Annotated in this window: 18 protein-coding genes; all 18 read right to left on the reverse strand. The window is 38.2% G+C overall.

Annotation, left to right across the window (positions count from 1 at the left end):
- Positions 1-5 precede the first annotated feature (5 nt).
- The 18 genes from PY093_RS07770 to prfA all read right to left on the reverse strand — a co-directional run bounded on the left by PY093_RS07770 (position 6) and on the right by prfA (position 15967).
- Positions 6-551 (reverse strand): F0F1 ATP synthase subunit delta, encoded by a 546-nt coding sequence (locus tag PY093_RS07770; protein WP_275645315.1) that lies wholly within the window; start codon positions 549-551, stop codon positions 6-8.
- Positions 548-1069, reverse strand: coding sequence for a F0F1 ATP synthase subunit B (atpF, locus tag PY093_RS07775; RefSeq protein ID WP_275645409.1), 522 nt, complete (start codon positions 1067-1069; stop codon positions 548-550). Before atpF ends, PY093_RS07770 begins: the two co-directional genes overlap by 4 nt.
- A gap of 344 nt (positions 1070-1413) precedes the next feature.
- Complete coding sequence (gene atpE, locus PY093_RS07780; protein ID WP_275645316.1) at positions 1414-1629, reverse strand: F0F1 ATP synthase subunit C; 216 nt, start codon at positions 1627-1629, stop codon at positions 1414-1416.
- Positions 1630-1718: 89 nt separating this feature from the next.
- The gene (gene atpB / locus PY093_RS07785) at positions 1719-2453 is read right to left on the reverse strand and encodes a F0F1 ATP synthase subunit A (RefSeq protein WP_275645317.1); all 735 of its coding nucleotides are present in this window, start codon (positions 2451-2453) and stop codon (positions 1719-1721) included.
- 93 nt (positions 2454-2546) lie between these two features.
- A complete protein-coding gene (locus PY093_RS07790; RefSeq protein WP_275645318.1) occupies positions 2547-2912 on the reverse strand; it encodes an ATP synthase subunit I in 366 nt (121 codons plus the stop codon).
- Between the two features lie 3 nt (positions 2913-2915).
- The gene (locus PY093_RS07795) at positions 2916-3137 is read right to left on the reverse strand and encodes an AtpZ/AtpI family protein (RefSeq protein WP_275645319.1); all 222 of its coding nucleotides are present in this window, start codon (positions 3135-3137) and stop codon (positions 2916-2918) included.
- A 412-nt stretch (positions 3138-3549) separates the two neighbouring features.
- The gene (locus PY093_RS07800; RefSeq protein ID WP_275645320.1) at positions 3550-5796 is read right to left on the reverse strand and encodes a S8 family serine peptidase; all 2247 of its coding nucleotides are present in this window, start codon (positions 5794-5796) and stop codon (positions 3550-3552) included.
- A 407-nt stretch (positions 5797-6203) separates the two neighbouring features.
- Entirely contained in the window at positions 6204-6833 is a 630-nt protein-coding gene (gene upp, locus PY093_RS07805) for a uracil phosphoribosyltransferase (RefSeq protein WP_275645321.1), read from the reverse strand.
- A 174-nt stretch (positions 6834-7007) separates the two neighbouring features.
- The gene (locus PY093_RS07810) at positions 7008-8249 is read right to left on the reverse strand and encodes a serine hydroxymethyltransferase (RefSeq protein ID WP_275645322.1); all 1242 of its coding nucleotides are present in this window, start codon (positions 8247-8249) and stop codon (positions 7008-7010) included.
- Between the two features lie 409 nt (positions 8250-8658).
- Positions 8659-9231 (reverse strand): TIGR01440 family protein, encoded by a 573-nt coding sequence (locus tag PY093_RS07815; protein WP_275645323.1) that lies wholly within the window; start codon positions 9229-9231, stop codon positions 8659-8661.
- Positions 9232-9258: 27 nt separating this feature from the next.
- A complete protein-coding gene (gene rpiB / locus PY093_RS07820) occupies positions 9259-9702 on the reverse strand; it encodes a ribose 5-phosphate isomerase B (protein WP_275645324.1) in 444 nt (147 codons plus the stop codon).
- Positions 9703-9910: 208 nt separating this feature from the next.
- Positions 9911-10363 (reverse strand): low molecular weight protein arginine phosphatase, encoded by a 453-nt coding sequence (locus PY093_RS07825; RefSeq protein WP_275645325.1) that lies wholly within the window; start codon positions 10361-10363, stop codon positions 9911-9913.
- Positions 10364-10509: 146 nt separating this feature from the next.
- Positions 10510-11025 carry a manganese efflux pump MntP gene (locus PY093_RS07830; RefSeq protein ID WP_275645410.1) on the reverse strand — a complete coding sequence of 172 codons (516 nt, stop codon included), beginning with the start codon at positions 11023-11025 and terminating at the stop codon, positions 10510-10512.
- A 213-nt stretch (positions 11026-11238) separates the two neighbouring features.
- Positions 11239-12282 (reverse strand): L-threonylcarbamoyladenylate synthase, encoded by a 1044-nt coding sequence (locus tag PY093_RS07835; protein WP_275645326.1) that lies wholly within the window; start codon positions 12280-12282, stop codon positions 11239-11241.
- Positions 12283-12522: 240 nt separating this feature from the next.
- Positions 12523-12972 carry a GNAT family N-acetyltransferase gene (locus PY093_RS07840; protein ID WP_275645327.1) on the reverse strand — a complete coding sequence of 150 codons (450 nt, stop codon included), beginning with the start codon at positions 12970-12972 and terminating at the stop codon, positions 12523-12525.
- Positions 12973-13141: 169 nt separating this feature from the next.
- Complete coding sequence (gene spoIIR / locus PY093_RS07845) at positions 13142-13774, reverse strand: stage II sporulation protein R (RefSeq protein ID WP_275645328.1); 633 nt, start codon at positions 13772-13774, stop codon at positions 13142-13144.
- Between the two features lie 247 nt (positions 13775-14021).
- On the reverse strand, positions 14022-14891 hold the full coding sequence (gene prmC, locus PY093_RS07850; RefSeq protein WP_275645329.1) for a peptide chain release factor N(5)-glutamine methyltransferase: 870 nt from the start codon (positions 14889-14891) through the stop codon (positions 14022-14024).
- Positions 14891-15967 (reverse strand): peptide chain release factor 1, encoded by a 1077-nt coding sequence (gene prfA / locus PY093_RS07855; protein ID WP_275645330.1) that lies wholly within the window; start codon positions 15965-15967, stop codon positions 14891-14893. Before prfA ends, prmC begins: the two co-directional genes overlap by 1 nt.
- Positions 15968-16065 lie beyond the last annotated feature (98 nt).

A 16065-nucleotide genomic window follows, 5' to 3' on the forward strand; every position in this document is an offset into this window, starting at 1 on the left:
CCTATCTACGATCTTTTCGCAATAAGTTCACGCTCTAAGCGTGCTAATTTACCACTAACGCTACCGTCATATATACGATTTCCAATTCGAAGCTTAACGCCACCAATTAGAGCTTTGTCTACAATATTTTCAATACGTAATGAAGCCTTGCCAATTTTAGCAGCAAAAGATGTTGAGATTGTAGTCTTCTCATCTTCTGTTAATGGACGAACTGAATATACTTTTGCATCTTCAATTCCACGTGCTTCATTTGAAAGTTTTATAAAGTCTTCTACAAGGTCAACCACAATATTGATGCGGTGACGGTCAAGCAAAATCATCAATGTGTTTGACACATTTGTTGATAGACCTGAAAAAGCATCATTTAACATGCCTTTTTTGCGATCCAATGCTAGTTTTGGATTTTGTAAAACAGATAATAACTCTTTATTTTCAGAGAATACTTGCTTTACTGTGCGAAGTTCACCTTCAAATTGATCTAAAGTATTTTGTTCTTTTGCTATTTGAAAAAGAGCTGCTGCATATCGTTTTGCTACGATTCCATTGCTCATCGCTCTTCTCCTACCTCGTTAATATACTCGTTGATCAATTTCTCTTGGTCTTGCTCGCTTAATTCTTTTTCAATAACTTTAGAAGCAATTAATACAGATAATGATGCAACTTGCTCACGTAGGGCCGTAACTGCTTGTTCTTTTTCTTGTTGGATTTCTTTCTTAGCAGATTCTTTCATACGTTCTGCTTCTGTACGAGCTAAACGAATAATTTCGTCTTTTTGATCTTCACCAAGTTTTTTTGCACTTTCGATAAGCTGAGCCGCTTCTACACGTGATTCTTTTATTAATTCACGTTGTTCAGCTGCAAGCTTTTTCGCTTCTTGGTGATTGTTTTCTGCTGCACTAATTTCATTTGCAATATGATTTTCACGTTGTTTCATGATGCCCATTAATGGACCAAATGCAAATTTGCGAAGCAATGCTAACAGGATTAGGAAAATTACTAATTGGAAAAGGATGTCCCCACCGTTTATGAAGGATTCTTCAGCACCAACGGCAGCACCTAATACAAACATATTTGTTAACACAGCTTGATTCACTCCCTTCAAGAGTCATTCGAATAAGGAAAGTAGTAACTTCCTTACCTGAACATGTATATCGAAGCATTTAAATTTCACATATAGGAAATTTTCATCAATGGTTGTTATCTTTCAAACCACCAATGATGGTTAGTTGATCTTATCGGGACTTTACGGGCAGTAATCCCGTTGTACCCAATTTCGATTGGTTTAGTTTCCACTACTATAACTTTTTTAAATTCAATAGTTGTTAATAGAGGCTATACTGCAAGTTAAACTGGGATAAAGGAATGGCGAAGGTTCTCTTGGAATGCTTCGCCATAATCAAAAGTTACTTATACTTAGTTTGCACCAAATACCATGAACGCGATAACAACGGCGATGATAGGAATCGCCTCAACTAGTGCAACCCCGATGAACATTGTTGTTTGAAGCATACCACGAGCTTCTGGTTGACGAGCGATACCCTCAACTGTACGAGATACGATAAGTCCGTTACCGATACCAGCACCTAGTGCTGCTAAACCGATTGCGATTGCTGCTGCTAATAAACCCATTGAAATAGTCCTCCTTTGATTGTATAAAAAATTATTTAGTCATTATTTTTCGTGTCCAAAAAGTGTCTTTTTGAACAAGGTGTATATTATTAATGGTCATGACTCACTTTGTGTGCCATATAAACCATTGTTAACATAACAAAGATAAATGCCTGAATTGCACCTACGAAAATACTGAAACCTTGCCATACCATCATAGGTAGAGCTGCAACAACAGTACCGATGACACCACTTGCAATGCCTTCTGCATAACCTCGCGTTGCTAATCCAGCTAATAAACCTAGTAAAATTTCTCCGGCATAGATATTCCCAAAAAGACGAAGACCTAACGTTAATGTGTTAGCAAATTCTTCAATAATTTTCAGTGGGAATAAGAAAGGTAGTGGTTTTAAGAAATCTTTACCATACTCTGCCGCACCCTTCATTTTAATACCATAATAATGTGTCAACGCTACTACCATTACAGCTAATGTTAGTGTAATTGCAGGGTCAGCAGTTGGTGATTTCCACCATAATTGTTGATCGACGATAATTGCAAATGGTAGACCTAACATATTTGCTACAAAAATGTACATTAACAAGGTCATTCCTAATGTTAAGAAACGTCCACCTGTTTTCCAGTCCATTGTACTGCTAATGATCCCCTTAATGAAATCCATAATCCACTCAACGAAATTCTGAATTCCAGTTGGCTGCATTGCAAGGGTGCGTGTACCCGCTACAGCCAGTATGAAAACAATTACACTTGCAATTGTAATCATTAAAACATTTGATAAATTAAAAGTAAGTCCTAAAAATTCACGTATAGGAGCCTCATGACCCAACAGTATTCACCTCTCTTCCCAATATGTCCAGTTCAAGTGTCCATTGAAACTGATCAAGTTTCTTGTAAAGGTCACTTTCACTTTTCGGGTTACTTACGAAAGTTTTTGAAAAAAGAAATCTATCATAATGACAATATAGGATGTCATTAATCCCAACACAACACTAACTAAATGAATCTGATCTGGATACTGTAAGGCAATCACAACAGCAAGTCCTGCTGAAGCCATCCTTGACAGAGTACCTAACGAACCTACTTTTTTACCTTCTTCAAAGGCTTTATCAAAACGTTTACTTTTCCTAACCATAACAAACAGGTTGTACAAACTAATTACAGTCCCTAGAATCAAACCTAGAAATACTGGTTGATACTCAGTAAAGCCAAAGCCAAGTACATAGATGGATAACAGAGAGAATATGTATTTACGATACCTCGTAAACATTTTCTGGAAATCTTCCATTTTTTAGTCTCCCGAAAAAAAGTGTTGAACTAGTCGGAGCATTCCGTAAATCCCAACTGCTAGTCCAAGTAATAGGCCGATAATAAGGAAAAGTGGTTCGGTTTTGATTGTCTGATCCAGCCATCTTCCGAGGAAAATGCCAACGAGTACGGAACCTACCAATTGGGACAGGATACCAGACATAAGCGCGATCGCTTGTAAAGGGTGTTTGTGATTTTGACGCATTCGCTACGTTCCTCGCTTTTGCGTGTGAATGGGTTTTAGGGCTGTATTAGAGAGTATAGCTACTAGTCTTAAATGCATAAGTTTACTTGATAGTTTCCAGATACATTAGCCTTGTTTTAGTTATCAGAAAATACCGAATATAATGGATGATACCGCACTTCGTAGCTCTTTTGAAAACCCTATCATTATACCCTTGACTAGCATACAATAGGCACTTATTAATGTCAATGCGTTTACAGTGAAAAACATCACAAACAATTTCATTGTTTTTATGGTAATATTTTTGGTTAACAAGGTGGAGGCATTGTAAACTCAATATATATTCCACCTTGAGAAACCTAGATACAGATGTAACGCTGTAATTTACAAATTCATCATTCACAATTTGTTCACATTTTACTCGCTTTTTCACTTACCCTGGTAGGTTTATTTCACTATCAATTACAATATCTACCTCTACCGTATCTTCTTGTCCTTCTTTTCTAGCAAAGACAATGGCTTTATAAATTCCTTTAAGCCCAATATCCTCTTGGGTGATTTCTTTTTCTATTACTCCTCTTGGCACATCTTTGGCCCAATCTAAGAAGGTAATAAACCTTAGCGTATCTGGATCATACAGTGCAATACCATATTCTTCAGCACCTCTTGGCAAAAAGAGCTCATATTTGAAGGTATCTGGTTTATCTCCTGCACCAAATTGAAAGCCCATTACTCTTGGATAATCTGGCTCCTCGATCACAAACATATAAGGAATTTCAATTTTATTACTCCCCTCCATTAAAACCAGCCTACCATGATGCAGACCAGCTCCAATTACGCTTGGTGTGATATCTTGTGTTACTGAAATAACTTTTTTCTGCTTTGGACCAACGTATAACGAGTTTGGAAGCTTCCATTGCAAACCATTTTGTTGTTTTGGTAGTTTAAAACGATATTGTTTTGTTTCGGAAGATTGATTGTCAATTGTGACTTTCATACTTCGTTCAGTTCTAATATCCTCTTGATGCAGCATTCCAAATGCAAAGGAGCTTGGATACACTAATGACTCTGCTTCAATTGCTTCCTTCAGTTGAATTCTCCCTGCACCCTGTTCATAGGGTTTGTATTCTTGTTTTTTTTCATCAACAAGTATTTTCGCAGTATTCATTAATGCGGCTTTTACTTGTTCTGGTGTCCAATCAGGATGTGCTTGTTTAATTAGCGCTGCTGCACCTGCAACATGTGGAGCCGCCATACTTGTCCCTTGTAAGGCAAGATAGCCATTTGGGACGGTACTGTCTATCGCAACACCTGGTGCTACGACATCTGGTTTGATATCCCACGTTTGGGTTACAGGACCTCTTGAGCTAAACGCTGCTAGTTCATCGACATGTTCAAGGTATTCTGTACGAATAAAATTATTTTCTGATGATTCAAGTTGCTTACTCAGCCATAGTCCGTCTTCTTTTGAAAGGGAGGCAACCGGAATATCAAGCTCTAATTCTAAACTGCCTGCAAATTCACCTTCAACATTATTATAAATTAAAACCGCTTTTGCTCTGTTTTCCTTTGCATGTAATGCTTTTTCGGTAAAAGTGATCTTACCTCTTTCTAACAGCACAATTTTATCCTTTACATCTACAAACTGTTCTCTTTCACCAATTCCCGCTGGAACTACTTCATATTCACGTTGTAAATCCCAGGGACTTGCATTTTGCATAGGCGTTAGATTGATTTTCCGCGCTTTGGCTCCTATTTGTAAAAAAGGAACCTTAATTGGAGGAGTAGATGCCCCAACTGAAATCGCTTTTGAAGATGTACCCGGTGAGCCCACTGTCCATACTTCTGGACCTGAATTCCCACTCGATGTAACTGCAATAATCCCTTTTTCAACAGCTTTATCTAATGCAATACTCGTTGGCCAATCAGGTCCATTTATTGTGTTTCCTAACGATAAATTGATTATATCGACTTTATCCTTAATTGCCTGTTCGATTGCTGCAATAACCTGTTCTGAAGTACCAACCCCACCAGGACCTAATGCTCGGTAGGCAATAATTTCCGCATCCGGAGCAACACCCTTTAGTTTTCCATCAGCAGCAATGATTCCTGCTACATGTGTTCCATGGAAGGTTTGCAGATCTGCCTGTCCCTTTGTTTCCATTGGATCATTATCACCATCTACTAAATCAAAGCCTCCATGATAATTATTCTTTAAATCAGGATGGTTGTAATCAATCCCTGTATCGATGACACCGACCTTGATTCCTTTACCAGTAATTCGTTCATTGCTTTGATCAAATAAACCTCGAATCTTATCTCCTCCGATAAACGGAACACTTTCATCAAGAGAGACTTTGTAGGTAGATACTGGAAAACTTTGCTCAACACCCGCTTCCTTTTTTAGTTTTTCGATATCTGAACGCTTACCGTAAACAGAAAAACCGTGAAATGCAGTATCGAACACTCTGTTTATTTTGATCAGGGGATAATGACGTGTGGTCGTCTTGACAAGTTTCGATAGATTGGATTCCTCAGTCATAATTATTGAACTAATCTTTTCTGATTGTGAAAAATGAGGAAGCTCCGGTCGCTGCGGAAATATAGCAGCAGCTTCTGCATTGATAGGAATAGTTATCCAAAGTAAACAAAGTAAAAGTAATGTAAATCTATTTTGCATCTAAACACCTCAGTGTTAGCGTCTCTCAAACGATGGTGTTTTATTATTAAGAAATTTGATGGTTCTTTAGTTGAAAATATGTCGCCTATATTCCAATATCTTGAAATACATGTCTATTTTAAATTATAAATTCCTAAACAATAAGAAAAGCGCAGGGCGCCCGCCTTTTGGCGCATCGATTAAAACCCGCCACGTCCTGTGGCGAACATCGACATCAGCACATCCTATGCAAGTCAAGCATAAGACGAGCCCTGACTGAAGGCGTTTTTTACCTTCGGGCAGGGATTGTCTTATGACCTCGGGTCCGATGGCGCCCGGAGCTAGACACTAAAACTAGTTACAAACTTTTATACTTTCTTATCTTTTTAAAAAGGCCTAATCCGCTTTTCGGATTAGACCCTTCATCATTATTTAGTTCCAAATAAACGATCACCCGCGTCCCCTAGTCCTGGGACGATGTAGCCATGGTCATTTAAGTTTTCATCAAGTGCAGCAATATAAATATCGATATCTGGATGCGCCTCTTTAACTGCTTCTACACCCTCTGGCGCTGCAATTAAGCACATGAACTTAATATTTTTCGCACCACGTTTTTTTAGTGAATTTATAGCTTCTACTGCTGATCCGCCCGTTGCAAGCATTGGATCTACAACGATAAAATCACGTTCTTCTACATCAGATGGTAATTTCACATAGTATTCAACCGGCTGTAATGTTTCAGGGTCACGGTATAATCCGATATGACCTACTTTTGCAGCAGGTATTAATTTTAGAATTCCATCAACCATTCCGAGTCCTGCACGTAGAATTGGGATAATTCCAAGTTTTTTACCTGCAAGAACTTTTGATTTTGCAAGTCTAACCGGTGTTTCAACTTCTACTTCTTGAAGAGGCATATCTCGCGTAATTTCAAATGCCATTAAGCTAGCTACTTCATCGACTAATTCACGAAACTCTTTTGTTCCAGTATTAATATCACGTATGTATGTCAGCTTATGCTGAATTAGTGGGTGATCAAACACAAATACTTTTCCCATCCTTGTAACCTCTCCTTTTGGACCATGCTATTCGAACGATTCTTAACACCTCAATAGATTTTACAGAAAAAGTGGTTCATGTTCAAGCCAAGACATTAAATTTGCTAATTTCTACATATTTAAAGACAAAATGAGGGTCAAACAATTGTAGTCTGACCCTCTTAGTGTTGGCTATTATAACTCTTTATATAATGTGAAATCCTTTGTTAAAGCTTCTACACGTTGTTTTGCTTCTGCAAGCTTTGACTCATCTTCAACATTTTGCAATGTAAAAGCAATGATTGAAGCAATTTCATCCATATCTTCTAGACCAAACCCGCGACTAGTAACTGCCGCTGTCCCAATTCGAACACCACTAGTTACAAACGGGCTTTCTGGATCAAATGGAATCGTATTTTTATTTACAGTAATGCCTACTTCATCAAGAACATGCTCAGCTACTTTACCTGTGATGCCCATAGATCGAACATCCACTAACAATAGATGATTATCTGTACCATCTGAAACAAGGTTTAAGCCTTCTTTTTTCAAGCCTTCTGCTAAACGCTTGGCATTGTCGATGATATTTTGTGCGTATAGTTTAAAGTCGTCTTCAAGAGCTTCACCGAATGCTACAGCTTTTGCTGCAATTACATGCATCAGTGGTCCGCCTTGGATTCCAGGGAAGATTGACTTATCGATTTTCTTTGCATATTCTTCCTTACAAAGAATCATCCCACCACGAGGTCCACGAAGTGTTTTATGTGTTGTTGTCGTTACGAAATCTGCATATGGAACCGGGTTTTGATGGAGGCCAGCTGCAACTAGACCTGCGATATGAGCCATATCAACCATCATATATGCTCCAACTTCATCTGCAATTTCTTTAAAACGTTTAAAATCAATTGCACGAGGATACGCGCTTGCACCTGCAACAATTAATTTTGGTTTATGTAATCTTGCTTTTTCAAGCACGTCATCATAATTAATTAGATGTGTCTCTTGATCAACACCATATTCAACGAAGTTGTACTGAATACCACTAAAGTTAACTGGGCTTCCGTGAGTTAAGTGACCACCATGTGATAGATTCATCCCGAGTACCGTATCGCCTTGCTCTAAAATCGTGAAATAAACGGCCATATTCGCTTGTGCACCAGAGTGCGGCTGTACGTTTACATGCTCAGCTCCGAAAATTTCTTTCGCTCTGTTGCGTGCAATGTTTTCAACAACATCAACATACTCACAACCACCATAATAGCGACGACCAGGGTAGCCTTCAGCATATTTATTTGTTAAAACGGATCCTTGTGCCTCCATTACGGCTTCACTAACAAAGTTTTCTGAAGCAATAAGTTCGATCTTCGTGCGTTGTCTCCCTAACTCATCTTGAATAGCTGCAAAAACGCTTTCATCCTGCTGCGATAAATGTTTCATTGGAATCCCCCTTTATATCATTAAGCTTTTAGTGTATCTTTGTACTTTTCCTGCAAATTCTTCTTCATTTTAGCACTTTCCCAAGGTTAGAGGAAGGGATAGTCAGAATTATTTATCGGGATTCGTAGATTACAAAAACGGCTTGGACGAGTATTCTGGTAGTTTTGACTAGTATTTTAGCGATACAGGCTGGTATTTTATGACTATCGGCGAGTATTTTCAAAATTAGACGAGTATTTTGGTGTAATAGGCGAGTATTTCAATTTATTGGAAATAAACTTTCGGAGTTACTGTTGATTTTCACCTCATCTAGGGATAACGATGGTATTTGGTCAATGTATTAGTAACAATCTTGCAGAAAAGAGCCTACATAATAGAAAAAAATCCCCAAGCAAAGTGAGGATTATGTTCAACAAGTATAATTTTCTTCTTTTTCATCATAAACAGCTCTGGCACCACCGATAAGTTTTGGGCGTGTTTTGGCCAATGTGACATGAGCATGGCCAACCTGTTTAACTGTGCTTCTTAATGGCACGGCGACATGTTTTAAATGCATGCCTATAAAGGTATCTCCAATATCGATACCAGCATCAGCTTTAATAAACTCAACGACAACAGGGTCCGTAAAATTGTGATAAGCATGTGTTGCCATTGCTCCTCCTGCAGAACGTACAGGTGTAACCGTTACGATATCATATTTTTTCGCTCTGGCAGTCTCACGTTCAACAATCAATGCTCGGTTTAAATGCTCACAACATTGGAACGCTAGCAGCACACCAGTTTTTTCTTGAAGCACTTTCACTTCGTTAAAAATCATCGCTGCAACTTCCATTGTTCCTGATGTGCCTATTTTTTCACCAATCACTTCACTGGTGCTACATCCAATTACAAATAAATGATCATTTGACAAGGTCGCTTGTTCACTAAAATCCGCGAGTACTTTTTCTAACTGTTGTTTCCACAGTTCTATATCATTAGCCACTCCGCAATCTTCCTTTCACGAAACCTCTTAGCTATTTTTTTCATATGTCATCATTTTATTAACTCGCTTTTCATGTCTGCCACCTTCAAACTCGGTTGTTAGCCAGATTTGCGCAATATCACGTGCTAATCCAGGACCTATTACACGCTCACCCATTGCTAAAACATTGCTATCATTATGTTCACGAGTTGCTTTTGCACTAAATGTATCATGGACAAGCGCACAACGAATGCCTTTAACTTTATTAGCAGCAATGCTCATGCCAATTCCAGTTCCACAAATTAAGATGCCCCGATCCACTTCACCATTTGCAACCTTTTCGGCAACAGGTACAGCATAGTCTGGATAGTCGACCGAGGTATCGCACTCACAACCAAAATCAATATATTCAATTTCCATTTCATCCATTAATTTTTTTATTTCTTCACGAATGTTTAAACCACCATGATCAGAAGCAATAGCTACTTTCATTAAAACACCCTCCGTTTGCACATTTTTACCCATTTTATCATTTCAAGTTCTTAAAAACTATTGTTAATAACGTCTATTTTTGTAGGCTCTTGTAACAATAGGTCTGACCATATAAAAAATGAATTACTTAATTTCTGCCTTGTCATCATTTTTCATATGGTAGAGACATCAATCTTTCTGAAAAAGGCATTACTATTACCCGATTTGTTCATATTTTTTTTAGTTTTATTAGTAATCTTTCAATCAACTGATTAAGCTCCTTATAGGTGTCACGATATATCGGCAACGGACCGCCAAATGGATCGGTAATATCACTATCTAACCCTACTTGTCCATCTCCAACAAGTTCTTTAAGTGTAAACGTTTTACTTAACGCTTGTGGAAAACGCTCTAGAATTAATGTTTTATGACTTGTTGTCATCGTTAAAATATACGTCGCCCAATCGACCTGTTCTCCCGTGAGCAATGAAGACTGATGGTTAATCGGTATTCCTTCCTCAGTTAGGACTTTTTGAGTATTTAAAGAAGCCTCACTAAGGTTATCGGCAAACATGCCTGCTGATTTCGCGGCAATATCAGAGTGTTGTTTACTTTTAAGGATCGCTTCTGCCATTGGGCTCCGACACGTATTTCCTGTACAAACAAATAAAATGTTAGTCATTAGCTTCCTCCTTACTACAATAGCTACCGTTTTATTTTTCCATTTAACCAATATTATAAAACATATAAAAACATATACATAGCGGGAACAGAAATAAAGAGCCGGAAAACATCTCCCGACTCACAAAAATGTCATAAGGTATTATTTTAAAAAGGAAGGAGTAATTTTATCCCAAAAGCTAGTAGAATACTTCCTCCTAATGCCTCGCTATATGACCCAAACCAGTTTTGAGCTCTTCTTCCTAATAATAAGCCAATCCAAGTTAAAAACATACTTACTATACCAAACATAAGAATTGTTATAACCGTGCGTGCACCATATATACCTAAGCTTAAACCAACTGAAAAGCTATCTAAACTTACACTTAAGGCGAAAATAAATAACCCAAACCCCACTGGAGTAATCATTCTTGCTTCTTCTTCTTTAAGTGAAGACCTAATCATTTGAAACCCAAGTAAAAGTAATAAAATACCACCTGCATAGGTTGCAATCATACCAAATTGGTCTGATAAAAATCTTCCTATTATCATCCCTGTTAAGGGCATCCATACATGGAACAATCCAATTATAAGGCCTATGTAAAATATTTGTTTAAGACGTAATTGAATAAGACCCATCCCAAGGCCCACAGAAAAAGCGTCCATTCCTAATGCAAATGCCATTACAAATAAAGTTAAGAATTCTCCCAGAACACTTGCCACCCACTCCTACCTCCTCGGACTCGTCTATTTTCAATTTATGCACGTCCAACTAAAAATAGACTTAGAAAAGAGTTAGGTCTTATTATGGTAGAAAAGTAACAGAGCAAAGAACAGACCAAAATTAAAAATTAGAACAAAAAGGTTGGCGTCAGACTCTGCCTGATACCAACCTCTTTATTCATGAATAACTTCGTTTCCTGCAGCTTTTAACAGGCGGTTCATGATTGCCTGTCCTACACCATCCTGTGGAAAACTTTCGCTATAAATGATATCCACACTTTTTTCATCAAATGTGCGTAATACATCATAGAGCTGACTTGCTACACTCGGTAAATCCGCTCTTAATCCACATACTAGAGTAGTGTCCGCTTGGTAGGAATCCTTGGTTTCCTCTGTAGCAAGTACACCGACTCTTAATCCAGCCATTTTCTGTTTATCAACAAGCCGCTGTAGAAATTGTGGACTACCAAACACAACCGTTAATGGAGACTTTGGTGCATAATGAGTATATTTCATGCCAGGTGACTTAGGTGCTTGTCCCTCTTCAAATAATGAATGGTCAATGGAAACTTGCCCAATTACCGCCTCCAACTGTTCCTTAGTTACACCACCTGGACGTAAAATAACTGGAATGTCCGCAGTACAATCTAATACAGTCGATTCAAGCCCAACTCCAGTTGAGCCTCCATCAATGATAGCTGAAATTCTACCATTTAAATCAGTAATAACATGTTTTGCTACGGTAGGACTAGGTTTACCAGAAAGGTTTGCACTTGGTGCCGCAAGTGGAAGATTTGCAACTTTGATTAAGGCAAGCGCAATTGGATGATCTGGCATTCGAACCGCTATTGTTTCTAATCCAGCAGTTACTTTTTCCCCTACAGCTCCGTTCTTTTTCTTCAAAACAAGTGTTAGCGGACCAGGCCAAAATTCCTTAATTAATACATCAACGAATTCTGGAATATCCACAGCTATGTTAGTAAGTTGTTCTGAATGTGCGATATGCACAATAAGAGGATTGTCACTTGGACGTCCTTTAGCCTCAAAAATCTTAGCAACTGCTTCATCTGAAGATGCATTTGCCCCCAATCCATATACTGTCTCAGTCGGAAATGCGACAACCTCATTATTGGAAAGAAGCTTTGCCGCTTCAATAATCTGTGGATTACTCTCTAACTGTTCATCAAAGTTATTCACAACCCATATTTTTGTATCCATAAAGCTTACCTCCTGTTGAAAAACCGCTTTATAGCGCAATAATGCTAATAATATCACACTTTAACTATCACTGAAGTATAATTTACTGTAGGACGCAAAACAAGCCTTATCCACAAATTGTGGATAAGGACTCGTAAACAGTGGATAACTTTGGGGATTATTGAACTAACTAAGGGAAATTTGTTTTTTATGGCCCTCATCGAAAAAACGGGATAAGCACCGTTTTATAATGTGGATATCTTACCTTAGACTTGTTCTCATGAAGATAGAGTTATCCACATCTCCTAATACATGTTGGAGATGCTGGGACACTTTTAAATGATCTGGCAGCTCGTCCTTACCAATCTGATCAAAGCCAAGCATCGTAAAGAATTCAACTGAAGCTTGTTTATTTGTTGCTAGATAAAGGTTTCTCAGCTCCTTTTGTTTTGCAAGAGATAGAATTCCTTTAAACAAAGCTAGAATCTGAGGCTGCTCTAATTTAGGGCTAATGACTAATGAACGAAGTAGTCCATCTTCATTTACTCTCTCAATTCCTAGTGTTGCTATCAATTTCTGGTCCAAATCTTCCATAAGAATAAAATTATCCACAGTCGGATCAACGCCATCTGAATTCACATTTGCTTGTCCTAAAAAGTCCTTTAGACGGCTTATATCATTTTCATTCGCTATTTTAATTTGCCCTAACACAGGTCCACCTCATTTTTTAGATTTTCTATTATCTAATCTATGAGGGAGGATAAAAAATAGACCATTTTAGAGGTTATTCTTAAAAGATAAGAAAGTTTGTACCTAGTTTTAGTGTCTAGCATCAGGCGCCTTGCGTTTTTCTTAATTTAGTAGATAGACTTGACGTTTATTATCTAAACAATGATGTAAAGAACTCTATGATAAAGAATTTAACCTTCACCTCTTCTTTTTCATCTTCTACTACTAGATTATCGCCATCTTCCTTTTGGTTTTCATTTGCAGGCTGTGTGTCTACTGCCTCGCCGCTTGAGAAGTCTAGGAAACATAATGGTGGGAATAGCACACACCACCAATTTGCACCTTTCCCTTCACCTAAAGTGATTAGAATCGCTTCATATTCACCAGCAGGATAAATAAAGTTTCCATAAAGCTTTGTCGGAAATTCGACATTACTATCAAAATCTACTGTGTAGGTTTGATCAACTTTTTCTTCTACTAATGTTCTTTCTACTACTGCTTCAATATCGCTCAAACGGCTTTTAATTAACTCTCTTGCTGCTTCAAGCGATGTAAGTTCTTCAACCCATTTTGTGATTTCCGCATTAACTTCATCACGAATCTTTCTTTTTAACCTTTGATCTTTTTCAGAGTCACTATTACCAAGAATACGCAAACGGATAGCTTCATCCGGAATGACTACTGGACCACTAGCCTCTGCTGACAGTCGGTCACTATATAAACCTACATTAGTTCCAATAAATAATAATAGAATATAAATGATGATTACGATTTGATTTTTCATTTTACTAGCACCGCCCCTTCACTAAGACAGTCTAGACAAGAGATGCTAATCTTAAACTAGTAAAATCAAAAAAATCTAGTAATCTTTAATTTATCCCATGATTAACGCGCAGTAAAACCCCAATCTCAAACTTAGGGAAGTTTAGGTGGGGGATTGAAGAAAAAACCCACTGATTGAAGGTTCACTTATAGATGATAGAATTGCTTGTAAAAAGGGGGAAAGCGCCTTTAGTTCGATTGACGCTTTACTAAAATCCTATCTCCGCAAACACCATTCGATCCTTCCCATTAATATCATTCATTACTTCAATTGTTGCTAACGGAAAGGTCGCAGCTAGCATATCTGCAACTGCCTGACCCTGGCCAACACCGACTTCAAAGGCCACCACCCCTTTTTCGTTAAGTACCTGGGGAATTTCAATCATAAAGCGGCGATAAAAATCCAATCCATCCTTCCCGCCAACTAATGCACGAATGGGTTCATGATCTTTTACCACTGTGGATAGTGTTTCAATATCTAGATCAGGAATATATGGAGGATTTGATACAACGATGTCAACCTTCTTCTTGCGCATAATCAAAGGCTGTAATAGATCACCTTCATAAAAATGAACTTTTGCATGTAGACGTTCTGCGTTTAGTTTTGCCACTTCAATCGACTCTTTTGCGATATCAACCGTACACATTTCTATAGCAGGATTTTCTAAAGCAAGTGTGACCGCAATTGCACCACTTCCAGTTCCGACATCAACCGCAGATACTGTTTCACCGTCTACATATAACCTTTTTACTCGCTTAAGAACACCTTCAACAAGCTCTTCTGTTTCAGGACGTGGAATAAGAACTTCTGTATTCACCTTAAATGTACGACCATAAAAATCTTCAAAGCCGATGATGTATTGAACAGGTATTCCATCGATATGTTTTTTTACGTCACTAATAAATTGCTCAATAATGCTAGGTTCAATGTCTTCACGCAGGCTTGCCAATAAACTGGAACGAATCATTTTTAAATGATGACTTAGTAACAGTTCGCCAACGTTTTCATCTCGGTTAGAGTTGCGTAAACAAGAAGAAGCCCAGTTTAGGGCTTCATACACTTTTGAGAATTGCTCCATTACTCAGCTTGCTCCATTCGATATGCCTGATCTTCCATGATTAAAGCATTAACCACTTCATCAAGCTTTCCTTGTAAAATTTGATCAAGTTTTTGAATCGTTAAGCCGATTCGGTGGTCAGTTACACGGTTTTGCGGGAAGTTATATGTTCTAATACGTTCAGAACGGTCTCCAGTACCCACTGCTGATTTACGAGTTTGATCATATTCTGCTTGAATTTCACGGTTGATTTTATCATAAACCCGAGCACGCAGTACCTTCATTGCTTTTTCTTTGTTCTTAATTTGAGATTTTTCATCCTGACAAGTTACAACAGTGTTTGTCGGCACATGTGTTAAACGAACAGCAGACATCGTTGTGTTTACACTTTGACCACCAGCTCCACTTGATGCATACGTATCTGTACGGATATCCTTTTCGTGGATTTCAACTTCTACTTCTTCTGCCTCTGGTAAGCAAGCAACTGTTGCAGTAGAAGTATGGATACGACCACCAGATTCTGTTTCAGGTACACGTTGCACCCGATGGGCACCATTTTCAAATTTTAACTTTGAATACGCACCTTTACCACTGATCATGAAAATGATTTCTTTGTACCCACCAACACCTGTTGAGTTGGCATCAATTACCTCTGTTTTCCAGCCTTGTGCCTCAGCAAAACGACTGTACATTCGATATAGATCGCCCGCAAATAATGCAGCTTCATCTCCGCCTGCCGCACCACGAATCTCCATGATAACGTTTTTATCATCATTCGGATCTTTCGGTATCAGAAGTATCCGCAATTTCTCACTAATTACTTCAAGTTGCTCCTGTAATTCTGAAAGTTCTTCCTTAACCATCTCACGCATATCAGCATCTAACTTTTCATCAAACATAGCCTTTGCATCTTCGATTTGTTCCTTAATTGATTTATACTCTCTAAATACTGCTACAGTATCTTGTATATCTGATTGTTCTTTGGAATATTCTCGTAATTTATTATTGTCATTTATGATATCGGGGTCACTTAACAATTGATTTAGTTTTTCATAACGAGCCTCAACAGCTTCTAAACGATCAAACACACTATTCACCTCTAATTTTAGTCCATAACATTCTAATTATAGTATAGGTTATGCAAAGCGTCAAAGCAAATTGTAAGAAAAGCGCAGGGCGCCCGCTTGTCACCCCA

This window comes from Cytobacillus sp. S13-E01 (genome assembly GCF_029193815.1).
Classification (GTDB): Bacteria; Bacillota; Bacilli; order Bacillales; family Bacillaceae_L; genus Bacillus_BV.